Source organism: Methylobacterium sp. Leaf361 (assembly GCF_001424445.1).
Lineage (GTDB): Bacteria > Pseudomonadota > Alphaproteobacteria > Rhizobiales > Beijerinckiaceae > Methylobacterium.
Genome location: NZ_LMPY01000015.1, coordinates 1 through 21290, shown reverse-complemented (window position 1 = coordinate 21290; position 21290 = coordinate 1). Strand labels below are relative to the sequence as shown.

Annotated in this window: 16 protein-coding genes and 7 pseudogenes; 11 read left to right on the top strand and 12 right to left on the bottom strand. The window is 65.4% G+C overall.

Translation table 11 applies throughout. The features are described 5' to 3' along the window. Window positions 1-61 precede the first annotated feature (61 nt). The 3 genes from ASG32_RS13030 (at window position 62) to ASG32_RS13020 (ending at window position 2910) form a co-directional block, all read left to right on the top strand. A complete protein-coding gene (locus ASG32_RS13030; RefSeq protein ID WP_029360390.1) occupies window positions 62-994 on the top strand; it encodes an NAD(P)-dependent oxidoreductase in 933 nt (310 codons plus the stop codon). A 79-nt stretch (window positions 995-1073) separates the two neighbouring features. Further along, entirely contained in the window at window positions 1074-1661 is a 588-nt protein-coding gene (locus tag ASG32_RS13025; RefSeq protein WP_043073388.1) for a D-sedoheptulose 7-phosphate isomerase, read from the top strand. Between the two features lie 10 nt (window positions 1662-1671). Continuing rightward, window positions 1672-2910: an HAD-IIIA family hydrolase gene (locus ASG32_RS13020; protein ID WP_244491926.1), complete on the top strand. Its 1239-nt coding sequence runs from the start codon at window positions 1672-1674 to the stop codon at window positions 2908-2910. Between the two features lie 54 nt (window positions 2911-2964). Here ASG32_RS13020 and ASG32_RS34475 read toward each other — a convergent pair whose 3' ends face one another. Further along, on the bottom strand, window positions 2965-3114 hold the full coding sequence (locus ASG32_RS34475) for a hypothetical protein (RefSeq protein WP_165923221.1): 150 nt from the start codon (window positions 3112-3114) through the stop codon (window positions 2965-2967). Window positions 3115-3212: 98 nt separating this feature from the next. Further along, the gene (locus ASG32_RS13015; protein ID WP_244491925.1) at window positions 3213-3638 is read right to left on the bottom strand and encodes an NUDIX hydrolase; all 426 of its coding nucleotides are present in this window, start codon (window positions 3636-3638) and stop codon (window positions 3213-3215) included. Window positions 3639-3969: 331 nt separating this feature from the next. Here ASG32_RS13015 and ASG32_RS13010 point away from each other — a divergent pair, with 331 nt between their 5' ends. The 3 genes from ASG32_RS13010 to ASG32_RS13000 are packed head-to-tail and all read left to right on the top strand — an operon-like array spanning window position 3970 to window position 7122. Continuing rightward, complete coding sequence (locus ASG32_RS13010) at window positions 3970-5229, top strand: class I SAM-dependent methyltransferase (protein WP_244491924.1); 1260 nt, start codon at window positions 3970-3972, stop codon at window positions 5227-5229. A gap of 26 nt (window positions 5230-5255) precedes the next feature. Continuing rightward, window positions 5256-6209 carry an NAD(P)-dependent oxidoreductase gene (locus ASG32_RS13005; protein ID WP_244491923.1) on the top strand — a complete coding sequence of 318 codons (954 nt, stop codon included), beginning with the start codon at window positions 5256-5258 and terminating at the stop codon, window positions 6207-6209. After that, entirely contained in the window at window positions 6196-7122 is a 927-nt protein-coding gene (locus tag ASG32_RS13000; protein ID WP_056526549.1) for an NAD-dependent epimerase/dehydratase family protein, read from the top strand. The genes ASG32_RS13005 and ASG32_RS13000 overlap by 14 nt, the downstream gene beginning before the upstream one ends. Before the next feature lie 189 nt (window positions 7123-7311). Here the strand turns inward: ASG32_RS13000 and ASG32_RS12995 are convergent, their stop codons facing one another. The 5 genes and pseudogenes from ASG32_RS12995 to ASG32_RS33330 all read right to left on the bottom strand — a co-directional run. Then, window positions 7312-8187: a hypothetical protein gene (locus ASG32_RS12995; RefSeq protein WP_056526545.1), complete on the bottom strand. Its 876-nt coding sequence runs from the start codon at window positions 8185-8187 to the stop codon at window positions 7312-7314. After that, window positions 8184-10229 carry a glycosyltransferase gene (locus ASG32_RS12990; RefSeq protein ID WP_056526542.1) on the bottom strand — a complete coding sequence of 682 codons (2046 nt, stop codon included), beginning with the start codon at window positions 10227-10229 and terminating at the stop codon, window positions 8184-8186. Before ASG32_RS12990 ends, ASG32_RS12995 begins: the two co-directional genes overlap by 4 nt. Beyond that, window positions 10229-12136, bottom strand: a complete 1908-nt coding sequence (locus ASG32_RS12985) for a glycosyltransferase (protein WP_056526540.1) — start codon at window positions 12134-12136, stop codon at window positions 10229-10231. Before ASG32_RS12985 ends, ASG32_RS12990 begins: the two co-directional genes overlap by 1 nt. 4 nt (window positions 12137-12140) lie before the next feature. Next, window positions 12141-12830 carry a hypothetical protein gene (locus ASG32_RS33835; RefSeq protein WP_157861955.1) on the bottom strand — a complete coding sequence of 230 codons (690 nt, stop codon included), beginning with the start codon at window positions 12828-12830 and terminating at the stop codon, window positions 12141-12143. 345 nt (window positions 12831-13175) lie between these two features. Then, window positions 13176-13361, bottom strand: a pseudogene (locus ASG32_RS33330) (ISL3 family transposase); the annotation flags it as partial. Window positions 13362-13457: 96 nt separating this feature from the next. Between ASG32_RS33330 and ASG32_RS12975 the strand changes: the two are divergent. After that, window positions 13458-13929 (top strand): annotated as a pseudogene (locus ASG32_RS12975) (transposase); the annotation flags it as partial. A 188-nt stretch (window positions 13930-14117) separates the two neighbouring features. Here the strand turns inward: ASG32_RS12975 and ASG32_RS12970 are convergent. After that, window positions 14118-14429: a hypothetical protein gene (locus ASG32_RS12970; RefSeq protein ID WP_056526534.1), complete on the bottom strand. Its 312-nt coding sequence runs from the start codon at window positions 14427-14429 to the stop codon at window positions 14118-14120. Window positions 14430-14432: 3 nt separating this feature from the next. Then, window positions 14433-15584: an ISL3 family transposase gene (locus ASG32_RS32470; protein WP_082557855.1), complete on the bottom strand. Its 1152-nt coding sequence runs from the start codon at window positions 15582-15584 to the stop codon at window positions 14433-14435. A gap of 110 nt (window positions 15585-15694) precedes the next feature. On the opposite strand from ASG32_RS32470, the pseudogene ASG32_RS34470 reads away from it, so the two are divergent. Beyond that, window positions 15695-15814 (top strand): annotated as a pseudogene (locus ASG32_RS34470) (IS630 family transposase); the annotation flags it as partial. Window positions 15815-15967: 153 nt separating this feature from the next. On the opposite strand, the gene ASG32_RS12960 reads toward ASG32_RS34470, so the two are convergent. Next, window positions 15968-16234, bottom strand: a complete 267-nt coding sequence (locus ASG32_RS12960; protein ID WP_056526529.1) for a hypothetical protein — start codon at window positions 16232-16234, stop codon at window positions 15968-15970. A gap of 294 nt (window positions 16235-16528) precedes the next feature. Here ASG32_RS12960 and ASG32_RS12955 point away from each other — a divergent pair. Together ASG32_RS12955 and ASG32_RS32465 are read left to right on the top strand one after the other, a co-directional pair. Further along, a pseudogene (locus tag ASG32_RS12955) lies at window positions 16529-18209 on the top strand (IS1182 family transposase). Window positions 18210-18228: 19 nt separating this feature from the next. Next, window positions 18229-18453 (top strand): annotated as a pseudogene (locus ASG32_RS32465) (IS110 family transposase); the annotation flags it as partial. 205 nt (window positions 18454-18658) lie between these two features. On the opposite strand, the gene ASG32_RS32460 reads toward ASG32_RS32465, so the two are convergent. Together ASG32_RS32460 and ASG32_RS12950 are read right to left on the bottom strand one after the other, a co-directional pair. After that, a complete protein-coding gene (locus ASG32_RS32460; RefSeq protein ID WP_082557854.1) occupies window positions 18659-19627 on the bottom strand; it encodes an NAD-dependent epimerase/dehydratase family protein in 969 nt (322 codons plus the stop codon). A gap of 463 nt (window positions 19628-20090) precedes the next feature. After that, window positions 20091-20548 (bottom strand): annotated as a pseudogene (locus tag ASG32_RS12950) (transposase); the annotation flags it as partial. Window positions 20549-20631: 83 nt separating this feature from the next. Between ASG32_RS12950 and ASG32_RS12945 the strand changes: the two are divergent. Beyond that, window positions 20632-21192: pseudogene (locus ASG32_RS12945) on the top strand (transposase); the annotation flags it as partial. Window positions 21193-21290: the final 98 nt, after the last annotated feature.

Sequence of the window (21290 nt, the reverse complement as noted above, 5' to 3'; positions counted from 1 at the left end):
TCCTCACAGGCCCCAGCCCGGCTGCAGCCGGGCCGCGGACCCATCGCGACGAGAGGCAACGATGCGAATTCTGATCACCGGCGGCGCGGGCTACATCGGGACGATCCTGGTGCCGATGCTTCTGGAGCGCGGGCATCACGTGACGGTGCTCGACACGTTCAAGTCCGGCGCCCCGGACCTGTTCTCGGCCTGCCAGTACGACACGTTCGAGCCGATCAAGGGTGACGCGCGCGACACGCGCATCCTGGACGAGCTGATCTCGAAGCACGACGTGCTCATCCCCCTCGCCGCCCTGGTCGGCGCGCCCCTGTGCAAGGAGGACGCGATCGGCGCTACGACGCTCAACCGCGACGCCGTGGTGGCGCTGGCGCAGCGCGCGGGCGGCGACCAGAGGATCGTCTACCCGACGACCAACTCGGGCTACGGCGTCGGCGAGGCCGGCAAGTTCTGCACCGAGGACTCACCCCTGCGGCCGATCTCGCTCTACGGCACCACCAAGGTGGAGGCCGAGAAGGCCGTGCTCGACAGCGGGCGCGGCGTCAGCCTGCGTCTCGCGACGGTGTTCGGCATGGCGCCGCGCATGCGGCTCGACCTCCTCGTCAACGACTTCACCCACCGGGCCGTGACCGACCGGGCGCTCCTGGTCTTCGAGGGCCACTTCAAGCGCAACTACATCCACATCCGCGACGTCGCCAAAGGCTTCATCCACGCGATGGACAATTTCGACCGGATGCGCGGCGAGGCGTACAATCTCGGCCTGTCGAGCGCCAACCTGTCGAAGCTGGAGCTCTGCGAGCGCATCAAGGCGCACGTTCCGAACTTCGTCTACGTCGAGGCCCCGATCGGCGAGGACCCGGACAAGCGCGACTACATCGTGTCCAACGAGAAGCTGGAGGCGACCGGCTGGTTCCCCGATTTCGACCTCGACCGGGGCATCAAGGAGCTGATCAAGGGCTTCCGGATGATCCGCAACTCGCGGTTCGCCAACGTTTGATCGGGATGGGCGGCCTGCAGCGAACGCGCCGCCGGTCCGCCCGACACGGCGGCCGACGCGGGAACGGACCGAGGTGATCATGAGCGCGATCGTCGATTTTCTCACGCGGACCCGTGACACCTTCCAGGCCGCCCTCGACGATTCCCGCTTCCACGCGACCCTCGCCGAGACCGCCGATCTCGTGACCGCGTCCCTGCGCGGCGGCGGCAAGCTCCTGACGATCGGCAACGGCGGCAGCGCCGCCGACGCGCAGCACATCGCGGGCGAGTTCGTCTCGCGGCTCAACTACGACCGGGCGCCGGCCGCGGCCGTGGCGCTGACCACTGACACCTCGGTGATCACCGCGATCGGCAACGATTACGGCTACGAGCACGTGTTCGAGCGGCAGGTTCTGGCCCTCGGGCGGCCGGGCGATGTCCTGCTCGCGCTCTCCACGTCGGGGCGGTCGCCGAGCGTGCTGAAGGCGATGGACGCGGCCCGCGGCCTGGGTTTGCGGGTCGTCGCCTTCACGGGCGCGACGGGCGGGGCGATGCCCGAGCGGGCGGATGCCTGCCTGCACGCGCCGTCGGACGCCACGCCGTTGATCCAGCAGGTTCACATCACCGCCGCGCACATCGTGTGCGGCCTCGTCGAGGAGAACCTGTTCCCCCGCGGAACGGCAGCGTGAGGGGCGGCCTGTGACCGAGCCAGAGCGGAAGGGTGGAGGCCTTGTCCGGCAAGCCATGATCCTGTGCGGCGGCTTCGGCACGCGCCTCGGCGCGCTGACCTCGGCGATGCCCAAGCCGCTGCTCCCCGTGGCTGGGGAGCCGTTCCTGGACTTGCTGTTGTTCGAGCTCGGCCGCCACGGCTTCACCGAGATCGTGCTGCTGGCCTCCTTCCACAGCGAGAAGATCCGCGCCTACGCCGCCGACAACCCGGTCGCGCGACGCTTCGGCATGACGCTGCGGGTCTCGGTCGAGCCGGAGCAGGCCGGGACCGGGGGCGCCGTCGTGCACGTCCTTCCCGAGGCCGACGAGACCTTTCTCCTGCTGAACGGCGACTCGTGGTTCGACGTGAACCTACTGTCCTTGCCCGCTATGGCGGCGCGTCACCCCGATGCGGCGATGGTCCTGTCGCTCCGTCGGGTGCCGGACGCCGCGCGTTACGGCGTCGCGCTCCTCGACGGCGTCCGGATCACAGCCTTCCTCGAGCGGCCGCCTGAGCCGGGTCCCGGTCTCGTCAACGCCGGCGTCTACTTGGTGCGCCGCGACGCGCTGACCGGCCTGCCGCCGGCCTGCTCACTGGAACGGGACGTCCTGCCCGCGCTGGTCGCCGAGGGCCGCGTGGTGGGCGTGGTCCACGACGGCTACTTCCTCGATATCGGCGTGCCCGAGAGCTACGCCCGCGCCCAGGAAGAGATCCCGGCCCGTCGGAAGAGGCCCGCCGCTTTTCTCGATCGGGACGGCGTTCTCAATCACGACCACGGATATGTCGGTTCCGTGGACCGGTTCCAGTGGATGGCGGGCGCGCGCGATGCCGTCCGCGCGCTGAATGATGCCGGCTACTTCGTGTTCGTCGTCACGAACCAAGCGGGGGTCGCCCGCGGCTTCTACACCGAGGCTGACGTCGCCCGTCTGACCGCCTGGATGCGGGACGACCTGCGCGAGGCCGGCGCGCATATCGATGATCTACGCTACTGCCCCTATCATCCGGACGGGACGGTCGAGGCATACAGGGCGGTCCACGGATGGCGGAAGCCCGAGCCTGGCATGATCCTCGATCTGATGGTCCATTGGGACATCGACCGCGCGCGCAGCTTCCTGGTCGGCGATCAGGAAACAGATCTCGCCGCCGGCCGTGCGGCGGGGCTCGCCGTGCACCACTTCAGGTCGGATGACCTGCTCGCCTTCCTGCGAGAGGTCGCACTGACGGGGTAGGAAGGGGCCCAGGAGGCGTGGGCCCTCGCCGGGGCGCTTCGCCGTCTGGTACTCTCAGTCGTGCGACTGGATCGAGAGTTCCGCTTCCGCGGCCTCGCGCATGGCGCGATCCCAGTCGAGCTTGCGCTTGGGCGGAGTCTCGCGCTCTGCGTCCGGAGCTTTCCGATCTCGCGGAGCGACGATCTTGATGTCGTACTCGGGCACGCTTCGATCCGCTCTTTAATCGACGATTAATCGTATTGGCGCAACGCGCGGGTCTTGTCAGCGGTTCGATCGCTCGATCCACAATCCGGTGACGGCCCTCATCCGGTGCTGGACAGGCCGATCAGGAGCATGGCGGCGTGCACGGCTCCGACGATGGCGCCCGATTGGGCGAGCTGTAAGGCCTCGGCCCGCGGTACGCGGACCACGGCGATGTCCTCGGCGGGATCCGGACGCGCAGGCCCGGCCGCGGTCACGCGCGCGCGGACGAGATGCATGCGGTTGGCGTAGCGGGCCGGATCTGCGTTCAGAGTGACCACGCGCTCGGCATCGGCGAAGATGTAGCCGGTTTCCTCGCGCATCTCGCGCTCGGCGGCCGCAAGGATATCGGGGTCGGCGGGGTCGATGGCCCCGCCCGGAAGCTCCAGGCTCGGGCCGCCATAGGCGTGACGGTACTGGCGTACGAGGATGACGTGATCGGCCATGTCGATGCCCAGCACGAGGGCGATGTCCGCGGTCTCGAGCACGTAATAGGGATCGACGATGTGACCCGACGGCGTCATGCAGTCGTCGGCGCGGAGACCGAGCCAGCGATCCTTCATGACGTGGTGGGATTTGCGGACTGTCCAACTCGGTGTCGAGATCATTGTTCTCTGCGGGACCGGGGTTTGTGCTTTTGGATATCTGCCGCAGTCATTGTGGATCTTCCCCGCTGGAGGACATGCGCGATGGCAAAACAGTCTCACCTTTCGGCTCTGACTTCGATCGAGCTGCGACCGCGCGTTGCGCTGCCCTCGCCCAGCCGATAAGCCTCGCGGGGTCGTAGAGCTTCGCGCCGCGGATGTCACAGGTCGTCGGATGACGGGAACGAAACTCGCCATGGCATGCCGCGTCTGCGACGGACGCGATGTCGAGATGTTCCTCGACCTGACCGATCAGCCGCACTGCAACCGCCTGATCCCGCCGGAGCTCGCCGACCGGCGCGAGCCGCATTTCCCCCTGCGCGCCGGCTTCTGCCACGACTGCACGCTCGTCCAGATCGATCACACGATCCCGAAGGAGAGCATGTTCAGCGACTACCCCTACGTCTCGGGCACGACGAAGACGCTGGTGGAGCATTTCCGCCAGACGGCGGCCCGGCTCGTGGAGCGGTACGGCCTCGGGCCTCAGGACCTCGTCGTCGATATCGGCAGCAACGACGGCACGTGGCTGCGGCAGTACGAGCCCTTCGGCCTGCGCCGCTGCGGCGTCGAGCCCGCCTCCAACGTCGTGGAGCTGGCCCGCGCCGCCGGCGTGCCGACGCTGAACCGCTTCTTCAACGCCGAGACCGCCGAGATCGTCCGCGCGCAGGACGGGCCGGCGAGCCTGATCACCGCCGCCGGCGTCTTCTTCCACCTGGAGGAACTGCACAGCGTCGTGAAAGGCATCGTCGCGCTGCTCAAGCCGGACGGCGTCTTCGTCGTGCAGGCGATCTACCTGGGCGGCATGATCGAGAACACCGCCTTCGATCAGATCTACCACGAGCACCTGTGCTACTACACGCTCCGCTCCCTGGAGCAGCTGTTCGCGCGCCACGGCCTGGAAGTCTTCGACGTCAGCGTCGTCCCGGTCCACGGTGGCTCCCTCGAGGCGCATGTCGGCTTCCCCGGTGCCCATCCGGTCAGCGACGCGGTCAAGCGCATGCGCGCCGACGAGGAGGCCCGCGGCTACGGCAAGTTCGAGACCTATGTCGGCTTCGCCGAGAACGTCCGGCGCCTGCAGGCGGCGCTGCTCGATCTGCTGGAGCGCATGCACGCCGAGGGGAAGACGGTCCACGCCTACGGTGCCCCGGCCAAGGGCGCGACGCTGCTCAACGCCTTCGGCATCGGCCCGCGTCTGGTCCAGTACGCGGCCGAGAAGAATCCGCTGAAGTTCGGCCGGCTGATCCCCGGCGCCCGCATCCCGATCGTCGAGGAGGGCAGCGTGCCCGCGCCCGACGCCTACCTGGTGCTCGCCTGGAACTTCATCGACGAGTTCCTGGCGCGCGAGCGCCGCTACCTCGAGAACGGCGGCGCCTTCATCGTTCCGGTGCCGGAACTCAAGGTGATCACCGCCGCCGACCTGCCGAAGGCGGTCTGAGCGTGGCTGCCGTCTCCCGATCCTCCTTGCCCGAGACCGTCGTCGTCGTCGGTGCGACCGGGTTCGTCGGCCGCAACCTCGTCGCGCATCTCGCCGACCGCGTGCCGCGGCTGATCGCGGTCAGCCCCTCCGGCCGCGCGGTGCCGGGGGCGCATGAGGCCGCGCGCTTCGATGCCCTGGAGGCGCTGTCGGTTCCCGCCGACGCCATCGTCGTCAACGTCGCCGCGCAGCGCTACGACGCCGACAAGTTCGAGACGGCGCAGAGCGACCTGCTGACCGGCAATGCCGAGATCGCCAACCGCCTCTACCGGTTCTGCCTGACGAAGGGCATCCGCGAGGTGCGCGCGGCCTCGAGCGTCGCGGTCTACCCGGCGGCCCTCGATCCCCTCGACGACGCGCAGGCTGTCGACTTCAACGCCCCGCCCAACCGGAACGAGGCCTTCTACGCCTGGTCGAAGCGCTGGTCGGAGGTGATCGCCGACCTCCACGCCGAGCGCTACGGGATCCACACGCTCAGCTTCCGCCTGAGCAACCCCTACGGTCCCCACGACTCGACGGATCCGCGCAAAGCGCACGTCCTGCCGGCCTTCGTGATGCGCGCGCTCGCACCGGGGGAGCGCTTCGAGATCAAGGGCAACCCGCTGGTCGAGCGCGACTTCATCTACGTCGGCGACGTCGTCGACGTGTTCGCCCGCTCCCTGGAGATGCGGGAGACGAGCGACGCGCTCAACCTCTGCCGCGGCGAGACCACGACCCTGCTCGACCTCGCCCGCACCATCCTGGAGGTGGCGGGCGAGAATCGGCCGGTGCACGCCCCCGACACGGCGACCCACGGTGTGCTCGCCCGCCGCTCGACCAACCAGCGGCTGCGCGAGCGCTTCGGGATGTCGACCTTCACGGGACTCGCGGACGGGCTGCGGCCGACGATCGCGTGGTATCGCGAGGCCTATCGCGACGGGGCGCACCATGCCGGGGCCTGAGCGCGACATCGTCATCGGGGCGAACGGCTTCCTCGGGCGCAACCTCGTCCCGCGGCTCCGGGCCGAGGGCCGCGAGGTCGTCGAGATCGGTCGGGCGGCGGGCGACCTCTCCGACTGGGCGAACGTCGAGCGGGCGCTGCGCGCGGCGCCGCCGGCCGGCCGGATCTTCCACGTGGTGACCCGCCAGCGCACCGGCGCGGTGCAGTACGACATCCAGGGCGAGCTCCTGGCGATCAACGCCCGGGTCCACCTGAACGTCCTCGAGGCGTGGCGCCTGTTCCAGCCGCAGGCCAAGCTCGTCTCCACGGGCTCGTCCTGTACCTATCCGGAATCGGCGGAGCCGCTCCCCGAGGCGCGGTTCGGGCAGGGACCCACGCATCCCTCTGTGATCGGCTACGGGCTCGCCAAGCAGGTCCTGGCGACGGGCTCGGCGGCCTACGCGCACCAGTACGGCCTGAGCTTCCTGCACTGCGTGCTGGCGACCCTGTACGGGCCGCACGACAACAAGGCCTCCGACCGCAGCCACTTCGTCGGCGCCCTGCTCGACCGGGCCGTGCGGGAGAAGGCGGCGGGCGCTGCGCAGTTCGAGGTCTGGGGCAACCCGCAGACCGTCCGCGAGGTGCTGTACGTCGACGACCAGATCGACGCGATCCTGGCGGCGGACCGGGCGTTCGACAACGAGATCCTCAACTGCGCCGCCAACACGCCCGTCACCGTCGAGGCGGTGGCGCGGGCGGCCCTGGCGGCCCTCGACTGGTCCGTGCCCCTCGTGAGCCCGCCGGGCTCGTTCCAGGGCGCGGCCTACAAGATGCTCGATTCGTCGCGGTTCCTCGACCGGACCGGCTGGCGGCCGCGCATCGATCTCGAGGCGGGCCTGCGCAGGCTCGCCGCGGCGGAGTACGCCGACCGCTGAGGCCGCGCCGGCGCCGGCCGTACCGCTGGTCGATCGATGTTGGACATCGTCGAGAGCATCAAGGTTGCGCCGGCCATGCACGCGCGAAGCTTGTATGCTTGGAGCGTTCGAAAGTTGCCGTACTGACAAGCTTCCATCCTAGGGCGATCACAGATGCACGGCCGGCTTACGCCCTGGGTCGGGAGCGACTCAGATGCGGAACTCCACGGCGCCGGCCGGGAAAATCTCCGCTACCCGGGCTTCCTCTTCTCGTAGATCCCAAAGCCGGAATTCTGCGTACTTGATTCGAATGCTGTTGCCCTGCACGGCCACGTAGCAGTGCTCGAAAGCGAAGAGCACCGTATCGAGCTTCGGTCGTGCGTCGCGGGTCCCCGGCTTGCCCCTTGCGTCCGCGTCGGCCAAGACCTCCAGTGTGATCGCCGCGTGGCCGCTGGTGGGCATCGTGTCGAACGCGCCCACGAGCAGGGCGATCTCGTCATGGGTCAGCTTGAGCAGGAAGCAGAAGCGCTTCACCGACTCGAACGTGTCCCCGGCCGGGAACGCGCGCAGCAGCGTGATCGAGAAGGCACGTCCCTCCTCCGGCAGGCTGCGCAGGTGCCGGGAGGGGACCGAGCGCAGGGCCGAGATGTTCATGGTCTTGGCCGCCGACGGCTGGGCCACGCGGCCCTCGCGCCGGCCGTTCGTCCGGTAGTGCAGCAGCGGGTTGACGCCCGAGGCCGTCACGTCGGGGTAGCGGATCAGGTAGGAGGTGCTGCTGAATCCGGGATGCGGATCGAGCCCGGCGGCGGAACCGAACCGCAGGTAATGTCGCACCGGATCGAGCCGGGTCTTGCCGCTCTGGTTGCGGAAGAAGGCCGTGTCGAAATCCTCGGCGGGATCGCGATTCTCGGCGGCGCCGCGCCAGACGTAGTGGAGGTAGGGGTCGATGCCCGAGGCCGCGACGTCGCCGTTGTGCTTCAGGTAGTAGGCCGCGTCGAACAATCCCGGTACGCGCCCGATGACGACGCGCCGGAACACCTTCGAGATCGTCCGGATCGCGGCCCGCTTGAAGGGTGGCTGGCTCATGCGAAGACCGGCGCCTCGCAGAGGGACCGGAGCTTCTCCGCGTAGGCCACGGGTGAGCAATCCTGCGCCACCTGCGTCAGCCCGGCGCGCTGCAGCCGCCGCCAGGTCTCGGCATCCTCATGGAGCTGGATCAGCCCGGTGATGAAGGCGTCCGGATCGCGCCAGTCCCGGGTCAGGTATCCGGAGCCCTCGGGCCAGCCGAGCTGTTCCGCCAGGATCGGCGTGACCAGGCACGGGAGACCCTGCGCGACGGCGGCGTGGACCTTGTGCGGCATCCCGGCGGCGAAGCGCGTGGGGGCGACGAAGACGCGCGCCCGGTCGAGGTACGGCCCTGGGTCCAGGACCCGGCCCATCACGGTGACGTTGGGAGCCGACAGGCGCGCTCGCAGATCCGGTGTGACCTGTCCGATGATGGTGAACGGCGCGCGCGGCAGGGCGCGATGGACGTCCGGCCAGACGGTTTCGAGGAACCAGATCAGCGAATCGACGTTCGGCGAATTCTCATGCTCCAGCGACCCGATAAAGACGAAGCCGCTGCGGCCGTCGAGATCAAAGGAAATTTCCGCCTGCGTCGCGAAGGCGTGGCCGAGCACCGCGGTGTTGGTCACGCCATGGAACTGCAGCAGGCGCGCTTCCGCCTCCGAGACGCAGACGACATGATCGGCCTGCGCGAAGTTGCGCGTCTCCCGCCGCGCGGAGGCCGCCAAGCGCGCGCTGAATCCGGACCCATCCTGCAGGGTCCCTTCCAGGAAGGCGCGCAGACAGAACAGGGCCTCCGAATCGAAGATCACGCGGCTCTTCGCGAAATCCCGCAGCGACAGGTCGCGGTTCTGAAAGATCTGGCAGACCAGATCGATGTTGTGCGGGCGACTGACCCAGAGCACGTCGTAGTGTTCCTGCCGCTCCTCGATCAGCCGCGCGAGCCCCATCCCCTCCTCGGCATCCAGGATCTCGACGGTGTCGGGGAGGTCGCGGTACCGCTGCGCGATCTCCGGATCCGCGCGATAGACCGGATACACGGTCACCTGATAGCCGAGCCGAGCCAGGGTGGCGACGATGAAGTTCGCCCGCGGCATGCCCGCACCGAGATCGATATGTGGCACACCGTCGTCGACGTAGAGCACCTTGAGCGCCCAGGTATTGTGCGTCCGATCGCTGAAGCGTGGGCCGGCCTGCGGGAACAGCCAGGACCGATGCCGCTCCAGGAATCGTGCCCGATTGCGGTCGATGAGGGCTTCGACGTCGGCCCGGACCGGCGTCGTGGCATTCTCGAAATGGATCGCGCTCGCCCGCGGCTGGTAGACGACGCGCCGCCCCGCTTGGTGGCAGCGGACGCACAGGTCGGTGTCCTCGAAGTAGGCCGGGGCGAAGAGGTCGTCGAAGCCGCCCAGTTCCGCGAAGAGCGCGCGCTCGACCATGAGCACCGCACCCGAGACATATCCGACCTCGCGCTGGAACGTGCCCTCCGCCATGAGCGGGTTCGCGTTGCCACGGCCGTAGGGGTGGGTGATCTGCGCATCGTCGCGGAAGAACGCGCCGCTCTCCTGCAGGTAGCCGCCTGGGAACACCAGATGCGCTCCGACAATGCCGACGGTCGCGTCCGAGAACGGGGCGACGAGGGCGCCGATCGCGCCGGGCATCAGTTCCACATCGGGGTTGAGGAAGAGGATGTAGCGTCCGCGGGCTGCCGCGGCTCCCTGGTTGCATGCCGGGCCGTACCCGACATTCTCCGCGTTGCGGATGATCGTGGCGTTGTCGAGCAGGTCGAGGACGGTCAGGGTCTCCGCGTCGGAGGCGTTGTCGACGACGATCACCTCGAACGAGGCTCCGGCAAAAGCCTGCTGCGTGGCAAGGCGATAGAGCGTCAGCGTCAGCAAATCGCGGGCATTGAGCGAGACGACGACGATCGAGACGAGCGGCGCCGCGACCGGCGAGAATGCGATGCGGAGATCGTTGCGCGCGATAGCGTTGCCGATGAGACGCGCCTCGGCGATCGCGGCAAGCCTTCCGTAATGGGGATCAACCGCCTCGAATTTCTTCATCACTGGACTTCAAGGCGGGTGTTGCGCTCGGGAGCGAGGCAGATCAGGCCCACGAGATCATCGCTCAGAAACAGCACCGCCTTCGGGTGGGACAGTGTTTCGCGCGCTGCCGTGATCGGTGAGGCGGATCCGTCGATTTCCAGCGGCTCAAAGGTGAGACTGGCGGGCACGGGATTCAGCTCGCCTCGAGTCGCGGCAAAGGCGAGGCCGGGAGCGCGCGCCAGAGCGGCGGTGCCGGTCAGCCGCAACTCCCGTGCCGCTTCCCCATCCCCGAGGAGGAAGGCCGCGGTCGCCCGCGACCGCGCGACGAGGAAGCTCGGGACGCAAGTAACCACCGTCAGCCCATCGGCCTCGTACCCGATCAGGCGACCGTCCGCTCTCCAATCGGCCTGCGCATCGCCGAGAGACCCGGCGATCGCCTCCCGGACCGGCCGCGGAAGTGATCGACGGTGGATCCATTCCGGGGAGAGGCTGACCGGACCTCCGGGCAGGGCAGGAGCCGGGCCCGAAGGCGGCAGGCTTCCGTCCGGCATCGGGCTCACGAACCAGCGGCGCCGCTCCGACGGGTAGCCCGCTTCGCGGGCGGTCGCGGGCGAGGGATTCTCGGTCGCTACGAGAATGCATCCGTCCTCGTCCGCGACCGGCAGGGAGCGCAGGGAGCACTCCTCCCGCACGATGATTCCCGCACCGACGGTGGTCGACACGTCCGGGGCGCGCGCAGCGGGCGAACTCGCGCGCCGCGCGGAGCGGCGCGGGATCGCGTCCAGCCACGCGGCCTCGCAGATCGCGGCCTTGGCGTTGTAGCGCGCGAGCAGATCCGCGCAGGCCGCGGTCAGGGTCGCGAGGGCATCCGGATCGTCGTGAAGGCTCAGGACCGCCGCGACGGTATCGGCCACCCCCTCCAGTCGGTGAGCTGGATGGTCGGTGTCGAATCCCTCGAACGCGATTCGCGTGCCGATCACCGGCCGACCTAGCGAGAGCGCTTCGGCGACCTTCATCTTGAGACCGCTTCCCATCAGCATCGGCGCGACCACCGCGTCGACGCCTGCGTAGAAGGTTTCGACCGCGTCGACATATCCCGCCAACTGGACGCCGGGTAGGTCCAGGCCGTTCAGGCTCCCACAGATCTCGCCGGCGATGACGAGAACGGGCAAGTCCGGCCGCCAGGACGCCGCCCACCCGTGGGCGAATTTGCCGATCGAGAAGAGATTCGGATCGTTCCCATGGCCGATGAAGCCGAACCGGGTCAGCCGGCCGGGGGCGCGAAACTTCGCGCGCTCGGCGAAGACAGGCGGAAGCAGGTACACGTCGCGATCGACGAGGCCGCGGAAATAGTCCGCCTCCGCCGACTGGATCGCGAGGATCATGTCCGCGCGTGACAGGCCGACCGCTTCCGACGCGCGGTCCGTGTAGAAAAAATTCGGCTCGGCACGGAACGGCCTGTACTGGAGATTTCGATCCGCGAAGCGATCATGCGTGTCGATGACACGCAGCACGCCCTTAGGAACCGCGTTGAGGCACCGCGACAGGAACACGTAATTGACGACGATCGCGCACGTATCGGGACTTCTCTCGAAATACCAAGCTACGAAGTCATCGAGCTCTGGAGGGCACCAGGCATCGATCGCGAAGCCGCCCGTCCAAGTCTTCAACGGAATCGGTGTGGCGGCAGGGATTGAGAAGACACGATCGAAGGCGGCGCCCATTGCGGCCGCATCCGTCGGTGGATGCTGCCCGAAGCGGCGATAGACTTGGTCTTCGTGCTGAAGATAGGCCAGATCGATCGCGAAGCCGCCCCGTCGAAGCGTCTCGCAGGTCGCCGAGAGCCGTCGCCGATTGCCGGCGCTCGTCGGTGCCGCGGGCATGGGGGTCACGACTAAGATGGCCGGCTTCTCCTCGGTCGCCATGCGCTCACATCGCTTCGATCACGCGAGCCGCCACGTATCGGCCGTTCCCGCTCAGAATGGCCCCGTCGGCGCAGTGCGCATTCAGCGTAATGGCCGTCGTCAGTGCGACCGCCGCCTGGCGCGACGCTTGGAAACGAACGGCGCTGAGCGAGCTGCAGGCGTAGCCGGCCGGCGACCGGACGATCATGCAATCCGGAATGAAGTCAATATTATTCACAAGCCAAGTATCGGCAGGATCGCCACGCCTAATATCTGAATCGCCGGTTTCTGCCTTTGCAAGGATCACATCTAGTCCTGGCTTTATGATAGGCATCAGCGCATCAAATCTTGGTACGTTCTTTGTTTCTAGTGCGGAAACAAAAGCCATTGCTGCGATATATATTTTATCGATCGATACAGATGCAAATATTGGATTCAAAATAATTTGTCTGTCACCGGCATGTGTGAGTAGCGATACCGAGGATAAATTGGAGAAAGCGTCCCTTTCCTGTGTGGCCAAAAAAAGAATACAGCTTGGATCGGCAATGTTTCGTCCCGAAAACCCGGTAAACGACCACGCAAAAAGATCGATAGACTTCGGGTAACGAATTTTAAGTGGTATTGCACAAGATCCAATCATCGGGATCTGTACAATGGCGACTTGGTTATCAAGGTGGATAATAGATCCAGGAATTGAGATGTCTGGCACTTGCATTACGGCAGCAGACTCGGCGATCGATTGGAGAAAGGGTTCCAGTCAAGTGACCTAATTTTGTCAAAATGACAATTAAGTGCTCTCAAAACGCGTGGCGGGGACAGGGCACACATATCACATGCGTATCACATGAAACCCGAGTCGGCAGCAACAGGTTTAAATTCCTGCCGCAAGGCATTAAGGTCCGAGTGGACTGATCCTCTCTCGGCTTCGGGGTTCTCCCGCACTTTACGTGGATCGGGCAGCGAGGAGCACGCGCTGGCGGAGCAGTCCGAAGCTGGCGTGGCCGTACATGGCGCGCTTAAGCATCCTTAGCCGACTGATCTACCCTTCGGCCTGCGCGTTGGGCTGACCGATGTTTGGCAGATCGACCGGACGGCGTTCATAGCGGCGGTGAACGGCAGAGCTGGTCGTGCCACAGGTCGGACAACGCCCATGCACACGCCGCGCATGGGCAAATACGACAAGATGACGGTCGCTCTGGATGACGGGCTCKATGGCGCAGCCCTGCAGAGATGAGGACAGGATCATCCACCCGGTGAACCAGCCTGTGCCATCTCCGTCGCGACCAGGACTGTCAGGAATTTCGTGTGGGGACGGCCATAGTGGATCCGAAGGAGGTTCCCGATGGCACGACGCAAAGCACCCCGCATCCCTGACGCGATCCTGGATCAGCTCCTGGCCGGGGCCGATCCGAGGACGGCCTTCGAGGCCGATGGCCTGCTGGACGAGCTGAAGAAGGCCCTGGCCGAGCGGGCGCTCAACGCCGAGATGGACCACCATCTGGCGGGCGAGGAGGCCGGCAACACGCGCAACGGCTACGGTCGCAAGACGGTCACCACCGAGACCGGCCGGATCGAGCTTTTTGATCCCGCGCGACCGGTAGGCGACGTTCGATCCGCAGCTGATTGCCCGCTATCAGCGCCGGTTTCCCGGTTTCGACGACAAGAACGTGTCGACGTACGCGCGTGGCATGAGCACCCGGGAGATCGTCGCGCACCTGCGCGAGCTCTACGGGATCGAGGTCTCACCCAACCTGATCAGCGCGGTGACCGACGCGGTCCTGGAGGAGGTCGCCGCCTGGCAGGCCCGGCCGCTCGTGTCGACGCCGGGTGAATGATGGTTCTTTCGCACTTTGTGTGGTGAGTTCGGTTCATCCTGCGGCCAGCACACGCTGGCGAAGAAGGGCGAAGTCGGCCCGTCCGAACATCGTGCGCTTCAGCAACTTCAAGCGGCTGATCTGCCCTTCGACAGGGCTCGTTGACCACGGTGTCGTGATCGTCCCGATCAGCGCCGCAGCCCCTCAGCGAACCGGGCAAGGGTCGTCGCGGACGCCGCCGTGAACCAAGCTTCCGGGCTCTCGCCGGAACGTCGCCGAACGAGATCGGCGAAGCGCATCGCAAGGGCGGCGCTCCGCGCCATTTCGGGGGCCTCGACCTGAAGCCGATCGAGGAAGTGCCGTTCCAGCTCGCCGAGGCTGAACGGCTCAGCCTGCAGGAGCTGAGCCGTCCGATTGATGGAGGGTGGCTGCCACAGCGGCGCACTCACCGACTTCGGCAAAGTGTCCAGGACGTCCGAGTTCGCGCGTCGGCGCTTCATCGCTCAGTCGCGCACCACGCGCGGATGGACTGCGGCGCCGGATCGGATCAGCTCGCGGGCGAGCTCGGCCGCATTGCAGCAGCCAGCCTGCCAGCGGGCCTCCAGGTGATCGCGATGGGGGTCGAGGATCGTCGGCACTGCTCGTCTGCGCTGCCAAGTCGGCGGCGCTTCCCGACGCAGCCAACGCTGCACCGTCTTGCGATCGAGGCCTGAGGCGCGCGTCATACCGGCGACCGAGGCGCCCACTGCCGCAAGCCGTTTCAGTTCGGCGTGACATGCATGACGGTGGGCGTGCGTTACCCCTTTCCGAGCTTCAAGCGCCGTAGGCGGTCGCGCTGCTGTGGCAGCAGTCCGAACCACCGCGCGCGCACGATCGAACACAGCGCGACCTGTCACGCGGACAGCGGCGTGATGGCGAGCGACGATGGCGTGCAGCGCGAGGCCGAGATTACACAGGAGGTGGAAGCGATCGAGGACCTGCTGGGCCTGCGGGGCGCCGGCGCGCACGCCCTCAGCGAAGATCTCGGCGCGGTCGCGGCCGACGATCTCGATACCGGGATGAGCCCGCAGCCACCCGGCGACACTGATGGCATCCCGGTCAGGCAGCAGATCGATGACGGTATGCCGTTCAAGATCGACGATCATGGTCCCATAGCTCCGCCCGCGTCGCCAAGCCCACTCGTCGATCCCGACGACGCGCGGCTCAGGGCGATCTGGCACGGGCGCCGCGCGCACGAGGCGCAGGAGCGTGTCACCGCTCACCGGCATGGCGAGGCGCCGTGCCAAGCGCGCGGCGGGAGCGCCGCCGAGAGCGAGGCCGAGATGTCGCTGAAGATCGCGTAGGCGGTCGGAGCGTCTGGCGTGGGACCGAACGACAGGCTCGACGTTCTCGCTGAAGGTCCGTCGTGGACAGGCTGCGTTGAGGCAGAGGAAGCGTCGCAGCCGAAGTCGCAGGAGAACGCCATGACCTTGCCAGGGCAGATCCGCTAGCGTTCGCTCGTATTGCCCATGGTGGCGCCGCGACGGCATCGAGCATTCCGGGCAATATGTGCCCGCCGAGCGAGGCGCTACGTGGATGACGATCGCGTCGGCGACGGGCTCGACCTGCACGATGCTGAGGGATGCGGGAACGAAGGGAAGAAGGCGTCGGGACATGGCGCTCTCCGTGAGCGAATCCCCCGAGATGGGCGACAGCCCTCCAGATGCCAGCTTCGCCACACAAAGTGCGAAAGAACCCCCTTTCCGATGCCGTTTGACATGCCGAGGCCGCTCGCACGATCAGCGACCTCTGGGACAGGATCCGACGAGCCTTCAGACGCTTCACGCCAGCCGAATGCCGCCGCTATCTCGCCGCCGCAGGCTACGACGCGTATGACCCAACCTGATCGGATGCCGCCCTAGCGTGAAATGGTGCTGAGTCAGCGCCTCGAAGCTGATCCCGCATTGGCCAACGCAAAGTACAAGCCACCCAGTTCCAGCCTCATCAAGCAGGCCCTTCGCATCGTTGGAGAGGCCAAGGAGATCTCACATCCAGACAGCTACGCAACGCGAGCATCCTGGCCCTTCTGCAGATCGAGCCAGAGATCCAGACCGAGCGGCCCCTGCTTGCGCACAGCGATACGAGCGTACAGAATCTCACCTTCGCGCACGAACTTTAGATATTCGGGAATGCCACCGGTAGTAAGCACGCGCACATGAGCGGCCGCGTCAGTGGACGACAGCACCGTGCACGGTACGTCAAACCGGCCAACGCGGATCATCGCCTTCGGCTGCGTGGAAGTGTGAACGAAGTGCTTGTTTGCCATATTTTGCCTATCCTTCGCGCGGAAGCCGATAGGCTAAAGGCCTCATGGTTAATTGTCCGTTGCAGTGCTGCAACGGTGCTCGCTAAAGAGGTTGTTGTCTGAATGCGCCCGCTTCCCATCCCCTGCGCTTCGATGCAGCATCCCCTATGCGCGCTGGAGCTATGCAGGAATTTAGGTGATGGCTGCGTCGGACTTACCTCGAGAAAGATACTGTTGGCGAATTGGGTGAATTAGTTTGTGATGATGAGCGTTTCCGGGTCATGACGCAAAGCGCGCCTTGTCCGGGAGATCGAGATGTCTCTCCATCCTACACCCGATTGCGGCGTCCCGAACGAGACCGCGGCCGTCGCCCGTGCCGCATTCCCACACGGTCATGCCTATCTCAAGCTGCGGGATGCTCTCAGTCCGATCGACAGGGATATCCAGTTCGCTGGCTTGTTCGCACGCGTCGGACAGCCCGCGGTCTGCCCCTGGCGGCTGGCGCTGATCACGCTGCTGCAGTTCTCCGAGAACCTGTCCAACCGCAGTGCGGCCGATGCCGTACGGGCTCGCATCGACTGGAAGTACCTGCTCGGCCTCGACCTGACCGATCCCGGCTTCGACGCCTCGGTCCTGAGCGAGTTCCGCTCCCGCCTCGTGGCCGGCGGCGCCCGGGGCCCTGCTGTTCGACACCCTGCTCACCCTCTGCCGCGAGCGCGGGCTCCCGGCCAAGCGTGGCCGCCAGCGCACCGACGCGACCCATGTCCTCGGAGCGGTCCGCAGCCTCAACCGCCTCGGCTGCGCCATCGAAACCTTGCGGGCCGCGCTGAACGCCCTGGCGATCGTCGCACCAGACTGGCTGCGCGCCTATACGGATCCGAGTTGGATCGAGCGCTACGGCCGTCCCATCGACGACTTCCACATCCCGCAGGGCGAGGCGGCGCGCCGCGCCTGCGCGGAGGCGATCGGTGACGACGGACACCGGCTGCTGGCAGCCGTCGACGCCAAGGCTGCACCGGACTGGCTGCGCGACGTCCCCGCCGTGGTGGTCCTTCGCCGGGTCTGGCTGCAGAACTTCCACGTCGCCGAACCACCCGCCGGAGGATCGGAGGGATACGGGCGGATCCGCTGGCGGACGGAGGCCGAGGGCATCCCGCCCGCCCTGGCGATGGTCGCCTCGCCCTACGATCCAGACGTGCACTACGCCAAGAAGCGCGCGACCACATGGATTGGCTACAAGGTCCATCTGACCGAGACCTGCGACGACGCCCAGCCACCGCTGATCGTCCACGTCGCGACGACACCGGCCCCGGTCGTGGACCGGGCGGTGCTCGACCCGCTGCACGCGGCGCTGGCGACGCAGGATTTGCTGCCGGCGCGCCATCTCGTCGATGCTGCCTATATCGACGCCGACGGTCTCGTGGCCGCCGCGCGTGATCACGACGTCGCCCTGATCGGACCGGTGCCGAAGGACAACCAGTGGCAGGCGCGCACCAAGGGCGCCTTCACCATCGAAGCCTTCCATCTCGACTGGGATCGACAGATCGCGACCTGTCCGGCGGGACATGACAGCCGGAGTTGGCATCCAAATCACAACCTCGGTCGCACGGTCATACGCATCCGCTTCGCGGCACGCGACTGTAGGGCTTGCCCCCTGAAGCCGCGCTGCACCCGCTCGCAGCGCCGCCTGCTGACCCCACGCTCGCGTGAGGAACACGATGCGCTCGTCGCTGCACGGGCGCGAGAGACTTTGCCGGCATTTGCAGCCGACCGGCGACGGCGCGCCGGCATCGAAGGAACCCTCTCACGCGGCGTACGGGCGATGGGCCTGCGTCGCAGTCGCTATCTCGGTCTGGCCAGGACGCATCTGCAGCACCTGCTGACGGCGAAGGCGATCAATCTCAGCCGCCTCGCCGCCTGGATCGACGACACCCCCGCTGCCCGAACCCGACGCTCCGCTTTCGCTCGCCTCATGGCTCGGCCAACGGCCGCGTAGGAATTCGCCAGCAGTATCTTGGACGCGGCAATCCAGTCAGTGGCGCGGGAGAAGCTTTATCGCGGGTGGTCGCGCGCCCGTCCGCACGGCACTATTCATGGGCGCCTTGGTAGCCACCCGTCACAACGCTACGCTGAAAACCTTCCGTAACCGGCTCTTCGCGGCCGACAAGCCCAAGCTCGTCGCCCTGATTGCCACCGCTCGAAAGCTGGTCACGATCCTCAACGCCATCTTGAGAGACTGAACGCCATGGCAAACCGCTTGACCGACAAGACAGTCGCTCTCCCGGCGCGGTCCAAAATGCCGGTCAGGTCACGGTACAAGCTTCCGAAAAGAAAACATGAAAATTGTAAGAATGCGAGGCAGATTCATCGAAGGGGGGGCACGTCGTGGTCATAAGCTCTCCCATCAGATCAGGGGCCTGCCTCGCAGTAGCCAATTAAGAGAAATTAAGCCTTATTGCGTCGAGTTTGCAGCTCAATCCAATTATATGTGAGCTCGATTCCCAACTTTAATGATTGCGACGGCTCCCAATTGAGGACCTTCCTCGCAAGTTCGTTATCGGAATTTCTGCCACGCACGCCAGTTGGTCCATCAATATGCCTAACGCTAAGGCTTTTCCCAGCGACCTCGCATGCTAACTCTGCAAGCCTGTTAATGGAAACCATCTCCTCGGAGCCGATATTTACAGGTAGATGGTAGTCAGAGCGCATCAATCTTAGCGTTCCCTCAATGCATTCATCTACATACAGAAATGAACGAGTCTGTTTTCCATCTCCCCAGATTTCGATTTCACCTCCTTCAGGCGCAAGAGCGACTTTCCTGCAAATCGCAGCAGGAGCCTTTTCTTTTCCGCCCTTCCATGTGCCATTTGGGCCGAAGATGTTGTGGTATCTAGCAATCCGTGTTTCAATTCCATAATTCCTTCGGTACGACATAAATAGTCGTTCGCTGAACAATTTTTCCCACCCGTATTCGCTATCGGGAGCAGCTGGATAGGCTGAGCTTTCTTTACAAATCGGACTATCGGGGTTTTCTTGGTTGTGCGCCGGGTAGATACATGCAGACGATGAATAAAAAACTCGGGTTACACACCTTCGGACCGCCGCATCTAGAACATTAAGATTTATCGTTGCTGAATTGTGCATTACATCAGCGTCGTTTTCGCCAGTGAAAATATATCCAGCGCCTCCCATATCAGCGGCCAGCTGATAAACTTCATCGAATTTTTGATCAATTATTGACCGTGTAAACTGTGGATCGCGAAGGTCTCCGACAACAAAATCATCGGCGTCTGAATCTTTGTATTCATGCTTCTTTATATCTACCCCCCTGACCCATTTTCCCTCTTTTTTAAGCGCTGAAACAAGATGGCCTCCGATGAATCCGCCGGCTCCAAGTACGAGAGCTGATGACATGATGTCCTTCCTTGTCGTTAGATTTTAATGCAGCATATCTTTTGGCCGTCAAATCTGAAAGACGAGAGTCTTCGGTCGACGCCTAAAATAATTGAATTCGCATCTGCTGCGAACGTCTTACGATACGATCAGTACGTCTCCTGATCATTTGTATCGTTGCTGCGAGCGTAAACTTCATCGATCCTGATCGAAACACGTGTTAGATCGCGCGATTTTTGAATAATATCGGCATTTCGAGCACGGTACAGGTGCATTACTCCAGTTTCATTTCAGGGAAGCTCGCCATAAGCATCACCGATTTAACGTTGCGGCAACGCCGGCTCGATCCCGCTGGGTTAGAGCGGCAGCTGAACAATCTGGGCCGGCAAGTCAAGTATCGTGCTTCGAGCCATGCCCGGCTGTGTCCCCTGGCGTGGTTTAGCTTCGGCGTGGCCACCACGATCACCGGCTTGGGCCGGGAGGATCAGGCTGCCAGGGTCAGCAGGCTGGCGAGGGGATCATCGCCGATCGGGGCGACGCTTTCCAGGGTGATGTAGCGGGAGCGCCGGACGGCCCATTCGTCGTTCTGTTCCAGCAGGATCGCGCCGACGAGGCGTGTGATGGCTGCCTCGTTGGGGAAGATGCCGACCACCTCGGTCCGGCGCTTGATCTCGCCGTTGAGGCATTTCAGCGGGTTCGTGGAGTGCAGCTTGACCCAATGTTGGGTGGGGCAGCCCATGTAGGCCAGCACGTCCGGCTCAGCCTCGTCCATCAGGGCGGCGAGCTTGGGGACCTTCGGCCGGAGCTGACAGCCACGCGCCGCCACTGCTGACGGGCCGCCTCGGCATCGTCCTGGGCAAACGCGGTGGCGATGAAGGCGGAAACGACACGCCGCTCGCTGCGTCCGGCATGGGCGAGCACGTTGCGCATGAAGTGGACGCGGGGGCCGTTGATAAACCCCTTCAGGGCTTTGCGAGCAATTGGATCGGCTGATTCACTGCGGAGGCGGTGGTCGGGAGGCCGGCATGCTGGGGCACAAAGAACGCGATCAGGGCGAGCTGTTCATCACCGGCTCGCTGCGGCAACTGCTTCCTGACGATCACATTCTGGTCCGGGTCGACCGAGTGCTCGACCTGTCATGGCTGCGCGGCGCTGTGGCCGATCTGTACTGCCACGGCAACGGCCGGCCCGGCATCGACCCGGAAGCTGCCCTCCGCCTGATGCTGGCCGGCTTCCTCATGGGGATCGTCCACGATCGTCGCCTACTGCGCGAGGCACAGGTCAATCTCGCTATCCGGTGGTTCGCCGGATACGGGCTCCATGAGACGCTGCCGGATCACTCGTCGCTGACCCGCATTCGGCAGTGCTGGGGCGCGGATCGGTTCCGGAGCATCTTCGAGCGCACCGTTCGGGCTTGCATTGCGGCGGGGATCGCCAAGGGCGAGGTTGTGCATGTCGACGCCTCGCTGATCCGAGCCGACGTGAGTTGGGAGAGCTTGGTCGCTCGGCATGGCGAGGGGGTCGCCGAGGTCAATGGCGACGAAGCCCCGATTATCGAACGCAATACGAAGCAGACCGGCCGCTACGGGACTGTCAGGAATTTCGTGTGGGGGCGGCCATAGTGGACCCGAAGGAGGTTCCCGATGGCACGACGCAAAGCACCCCGCATCCCTGACGCGATCCT